Raw genomic sequence first — 5,323 nt, forward strand, 5'->3', positions numbered from 1 at the left:
ACCTCGATGGCGATGGCCGGCTTGCCGTCGAGCCGGGTGACGGTCTCGGCGTCCTTGTAGGTGGCGCGGATCGTGCCCAGGTCCCTGGCTCTCACCACCGCGTTCGGGGTCGCCACCACCGGCAGGTTCGCCACGTCCTCCGGCGTCTCGATCAGCGACGGCACCTTGACCGCGTAGCGCCCTTCGGAGCCTTCTATGTTGCCCGCCGCGACCAGGCTGTTGCCGGCGACGACGCCCTGGATGAGCTGCTCGAGCCTGAGTCCGTAGGAGTTCAGCTTCACCGGGTCTATGATGACCTCGACCAGGTCCTCGCGCGCGCCCTGCAGGTCGGCCTCCAGCACTCCCGGCACTTCCTCGATGCGGTCGCGCAGCTCGCGCGCGGCGCGCGTCAGCGCCCGCTCGGGCACATTCCCGGCCAGTGTGACGACGAGCACGGGGAACTCGGAGAGATTGACCTCGTTGACCGTCGGCTCCTCCGCATCCTGCGGAAGGTCGCGCTTGGCGTCCTGGACCTTTGCGCGCACGTCTTCCAGGGCCGTCGAAAGATCGGCGCCGGCATTGAACTCGATGAGCACGTAGCCGCCGCCTTGATAGGCCGAAGAGCGCATCTCCTTGACGTTGGACAGGCTCTTCATGCGTGTCTCGACGGGCCTCAGGAGAAGCCGCTCGGAATCCTCCGGCGAGATGCCCTGGTAGATCAGGCTCACATAGATGATCGGGATCTGGATGTCGGGCTCGGCTTCCTTGGGGATCGAGTGATACGCCAGCGCACCGGCGATCAGGAAGAAGGCCATGACGGAAAGCGTGAGCCGGGCATTCCGTATCGCGACGCCGACGATGTCCATCAGAGCGCCCCGTCGCTGCTGCTGCTCACCAGCCGCTTGATGATCTCCGGATCGGCTTCCTGCGCGTTCACCACGTCGCCTTCTGCGACCAGATCCTGGCCGGCCACGATGATCCGCGCATCGGCCGGGATGCCTCCGAGCACCAGGCCTTTCGGCGTGTCGTCGACGAGATCGATCGGATAGAAGGCGACCTTGTTGTCGGGGCCGACGGCGCGAATGCCGAGATCGCCGCTGGCGCTGAGCGTCACCACCGAACGCGGCAGCACGACGGCGTCCACCGGCTGGCTGCGCAGGACGATCTCGGCCGTCATCCCGGCGGGTATGGCGCGTTCGGGGTTGGGGATTGCGACTTCGACACGGAAGGTTCGCGTGGCTGCCGAGGCGTCCTGGCTGATGTATCGCAGCGTGCCCTTGACCTTCTCGCCGTTGACGAGATGGACTTCGGCTTGCTCGCCATTGCGGAGCTGGCGCAGGTCGCGCTCGCTGACCTCGCCCACTCCGATGATCGGGTCGAGCTTGAGGATGGTCGCGACCGATGCGCCCTGCATGATCATGGATCCGAGTTCGACGTCGACGCGGTCGATCAGCCCGTCGAACGGGGCGCGGACCTCGTTGCGGGCGAGCTCGGCGCTGGCCGCCTCGAACTGCGACTTGGCCGTGGCGAGCGCCGAGCGTGCGATCTCGAGCTGCAGCTTGGGCGTGCTGCCCGCCTTGGCGAGCCGCTCCGCCGCGTCCCATTCGGCCTTGCGCTGTGCAAGCACGGCCCGGGCCATCTCCACGGCAGCGGCCTTTTCCTCGGCTGCGAGCATCAGGATGAGGTCGCCCGCCTCGACCCTGTCACCCTGCTTCACCGGCAGCCTGTCGATGATACCGCCTGCGCGCACCGCGAGCGTCGCGCGCTGGTCGGCCTCGGTCTGGCCGGAGATGCGGATCGCCCTCGCGTGCATGATGCGCGGCGGCATCGCAACGGCGACGGTCCTTGTCACCGGCTTAGGCTCTTCGGTCGCGGCGGCCTTGGCTTCCGCCTCGGTCTGGGCACTGCCCACGGAAGAGAACTTTCCGGTAGCGATCCAGGCGGCAAAACCGATCGTCACGACGAGCGCCGCGAACTTATGAAACCTGAACTTCGACATGCGTCGTCTTCCCAACACGGCCCCGTCCGGACCGCCTTCCCCTGCATCAGGCGCAACGCTCGATATCGGCGCACGCAATGGCGTCTTCAATGTCGTTCAATCGTTTTATTCTACGCCTACGGCGTGAAGCGGCGTCTTCTACCCTAAAGTCAACCGGCAACATAGTCCAAAAGCATCGCGATGGGCCTCGCCAGGATCGGTCGTCCGCGCCCGGTATCTTGGCACCCCTGCGCACCCTGGGAAAGGGCACGTGGCAGCAGCCGTCAGCAGAGTGTTTCCGGCTCTCGCCCACGACCGTGCCGCTGGCCATGTCAGGGTCTCTTATCTGCTTGGGGACCTGCCCTTCACCAGCGTGACGGGTCGAGCCGAACTCGTGCCGTGTCGCCACGGCCAGAATAGGGGATCCGATCCCCTTCCGGATCAGGCTCGTCTCAGCCGTGCATGTGCCCCGGCGATCCGAGCCGCGAGCGCCGCATTGTTGCGCACCAGCGCGATATTGGCCGTCAGGCTGCGGCCTTGCGACAACTCGTTGATCCGCGCCAACAGGAATGGGGTCAGTTCCTTCCGCGCGATGCCCTTTGCATCGGCCTCCTTCACGGCCGCCGCGATGGTGCCGTCGATGAAGGCCGGATCGAGCGAATCCGCTTCGGGGATCGGGTTCGCGACAAGGATGCCGGTGCCGGATCCCATCCGCTGGTGAAGCAGCATCGCGGCCGCGATCTCCTCGGGGGTGTCGAGCCGGTGGTCTGCCTTTTCGCCGCTGGAGCGGGTGAAGAAGGCCGGGAAGTCGTCACTGCGATAGGCGATGACCGGCACACGCTGCGTCTCCAGGAATTCCAGCGTCTTCGGAATGTCGAGGATCGATTTCACGCCCGCGCAGACGACGGTGGTGCCGGTCTGGCCGAGTTCGGTGAGGTCGGCGGAAATGTCGAAGGTCTGCTCGGCGCCGCGATGGACGCCGCCGACGCCGCCTGTGGCGAAGACCGGAATGCCGGCCAGCGCGGCAAGCCGCATCGTTGCCGAGACGGTGGTGCCGGCCGATCCCTTGCGCACCATGACGGCCGCAAGATCGCGGCCGGACGCCTTGACGACGTCCTTGGCGGCGGCAAGCCCTTCGAGGTCCGCCACGTCGAGGCCGACGCGCAGCGTGCCGGAAACAAGGGCGATGGTCGCCGGAACAGCGCCGTTTTCCCGCACCACGGCTTCGACACCGAGGGCCGTCTCGAGATTGGCCGGATAGGGCATGCCATGGGTGATGATGGTCGATTCCAGCGCCACGACCGGCCTGCCTTCCGCCAGCGCTGCCTCGACCTCGTCGTTCGCCTGGAGAAGCGTCTTGTCCATGTCGTCCTCGCTCCCGCCGCGGCGGGTGTCCTGCGCCTAGCCCGCGGGCCGTTCACGACGGCCGAGCCCCGGATGCCTACGCCCCGCCGAGACCGTCCGTCCCAATATAGGCGATGCGCAGCATATTGGTCGCGCCGGGCGTTCCCAGGGGAACGCCGGCTGTGATGATGACCCGGTCGCCTGCCCGTCCGAACCCTTCGTTGAAGGCGATGCCGCAGGCACGATTGACCATGTCGTCGAGATCGCGGGCGTCTTCGGTGACCACACAGTGCGTTCCCCAGAGCAGCGACAAGCGCCTCGCCGTAGCGAGGATCGGCGACAGGGCGATGATCGGCACCTGCGGACGTTCGCGCGCGGCCCGCAGGCCGGTGGTTCCGGAACCCGTATAGGTGACGATCGCCGACGCCTTGAGCGTCTCGGCGATCTGCCGCGCCGCTGCCGAGATGGCATCGGCGCCAGTCGCCTCCGGCTCGGAGCGCTGGGCATTGATGATGCCGGGGTAGACGGGATCCTGCTCGACGCGCTCGGCGATCTTGTTCATCATCCCGACCGCCTCGACCGGGTACTGCCCCGCCGCCGATTCCGCCGACAGCATGATGGCGTCGGCGCCTTCGAACACCGCGATCGAAACATCCGACACCTCGGCGCGCGTCGGCACCGGCGCGGAGATCATCGATTCCAGCATCTGCGTTGCCACGACGACGGGCTTGCCGGCGCGCCGGGCGGCGCGGGTGATCTGCTTCTGGATGCCTGGCACGGCCTCGAGCGGCATCTCGACGCCGAGATCGCCGCGCGCCACCATGATCGCGTCGGAGAGCTCGATGATCTCCGACAGCCGGGCGACCGCCTGCGGCTTCTCTATCTTCGACATCACCGCGGCGCGTCCGCGGGCGATCTTTCGGGCCTCGGCAAGATCCTCGGGCCGCTGGATGAAGGACAAGGCGATCCAGTCGACCCCGGTCGCCAGCACCGCATCGAGGTCGCGGCGATCCTTTTCGGTAAGCGCGCCGACCGGCAATTCTGTATCGGGAAGGCTGACGCCCTTCTTGTCGGAAATCCTGGTGCCCACGACGACGGTGGCGACGATCGACTTGCCGTCGACCTCGACAGCCTTCAGTTCCAACCGCCCGTCATCGATCAGCAGCCGGTCGCCGGGCTGGACCGATCGCAATATCTCGGGATGCGGCAGGTGGACGCGCTCGGACGTGCCGGGCGCCGGATCGTCGTCCAGTGTGAACGTCTGGCCCGGCTTCAGCTCGACCTTTCCTTCCGCGAACTTGCCGACCCGGAGCTTCGGTCCCTGGAGATCGGCCAGGATGCCGATCGGTCGGCCGACGGCCTCCTCGACCGCGCGGATGCGTCCGACCAGCACGCGCATCAGCTCATGGTCGGTATGGCTCATATTGATGCGGAACACGTCCGCGCCGGCTTCGAAGAGCTTGCGGATCATCGCCTCGTCCGACGAGGCGGGCCCGAGGGTGGCGAGGATCTTGACCTTGCGGCTGCGTCTCATTGAGATCCTGCTCCCGTGACTGCGGCGGCGCCATTCGTTCCCGGTTGGTCGGTGAGCTGCACCATCCAGCTTGCCTGCTCGCCCGTGTCGTATTCCTGAAACCCCGCGCGCTGGAAACCGCGCGCGAAGCAGTCGGAGACACCGGCGATCTTGAATTGCTTGTCCGCCACGCACATGCTGATCGGGCCATCCCAGCGCCCGCCGCGCTCGGCGTCTTCCGCGTAGAGATAGTAGTAGCGCGACGACAAGGGGCCTTCGATCAACGTCTTGCAGGTCGAACCTTCGACATGCCACCAGCCCTCCGTAATCCAGCCCGCCTTGGCGCGATAGCCGATCGACACGCCGATCAGGCTCTGGGTCGCGTTGCAGACGCGAAAGTCGGCATGGGCGGGTGTGGCCGATATTGCCGCAGCCAAGGGGAGGACAGCCAGCAGCGTCAGCGTGGCGATCGCGTGGCGAAGGCGCGGCCTGCCGGCAACATTCATCCT

At 66.7% G+C, this 5,323-nt stretch carries 5 protein-coding genes; all 5 read right to left on the reverse strand.

The window, feature by feature from the left end; translation table 11 throughout:
- Positions 1-845, reverse strand: an 845-nt coding sequence (locus VN004_RS04865) for an efflux RND transporter permease subunit (RefSeq protein ID WP_325607568.1), incomplete at its 3' end; no start/stop codon positions are given.
- Entirely contained in the window at positions 845-1,978 is a 1,134-nt protein-coding gene (locus tag VN004_RS04870; RefSeq protein WP_325607571.1) for an efflux RND transporter periplasmic adaptor subunit, read from the reverse strand. The genes VN004_RS04865 and VN004_RS04870, both read right to left, overlap by 1 nt.
- Before the next feature lie 420 nt (positions 1,979-2,398).
- Positions 2,399-3,322 carry a pseudouridine-5'-phosphate glycosidase gene (locus VN004_RS04875; protein ID WP_325607573.1) on the reverse strand — a complete coding sequence of 308 codons (924 nt, stop codon included), beginning with the start codon at positions 3,320-3,322 and terminating at the stop codon, positions 2,399-2,401.
- Positions 3,323-3,398: 76 nt separating this feature from the next.
- Positions 3,399-4,835 (reverse strand): pyruvate kinase, encoded by a 1,437-nt coding sequence (gene pyk, locus VN004_RS04880; protein WP_325607575.1) that lies wholly within the window; start codon positions 4,833-4,835, stop codon positions 3,399-3,401.
- Entirely contained in the window at positions 4,832-5,320 is a 489-nt protein-coding gene (locus VN004_RS04885; protein WP_325607577.1) for a DUF1036 domain-containing protein, read from the reverse strand. The genes pyk and VN004_RS04885 overlap by 4 nt, the downstream gene beginning before the upstream one ends.
- Between the last annotated feature and the right edge of the window lie 3 nt (positions 5,321-5,323).

This window comes from Pseudorhodoplanes sp., from assembly GCF_035565855.1.
Taxonomy (GTDB): Bacteria; Pseudomonadota; Alphaproteobacteria; order Rhizobiales; family Xanthobacteraceae; genus Pseudorhodoplanes.

Bases quoted from the DNA above. Each gene is read 5' to 3' on its own strand.
- VN004_RS04875 (WP_325607573.1), bottom strand. From the start codon at position 3,322: ATGGACAAGACGCTTCTCCAGGCGAACGACGAGGTCGAGGCAGCGCTG.
- VN004_RS04885 (WP_325607577.1), bottom strand. From the start codon at position 5,320: ATGAATGTTGCCGGCAGGCCGCGCCTTCGCCACGCGATCGCCACGCTG.
- VN004_RS04870 (WP_325607571.1), bottom strand. From the start codon at position 1,978: ATGTCGAAGTTCAGGTTTCATAAGTTCGCGGCGCTCGTCGTGACGATC.
- pyk (WP_325607575.1), bottom strand. From the start codon at position 4,835: ATGAGACGCAGCCGCAAGGTCAAGATCCTCGCCACCCTCGGGCCCGCC.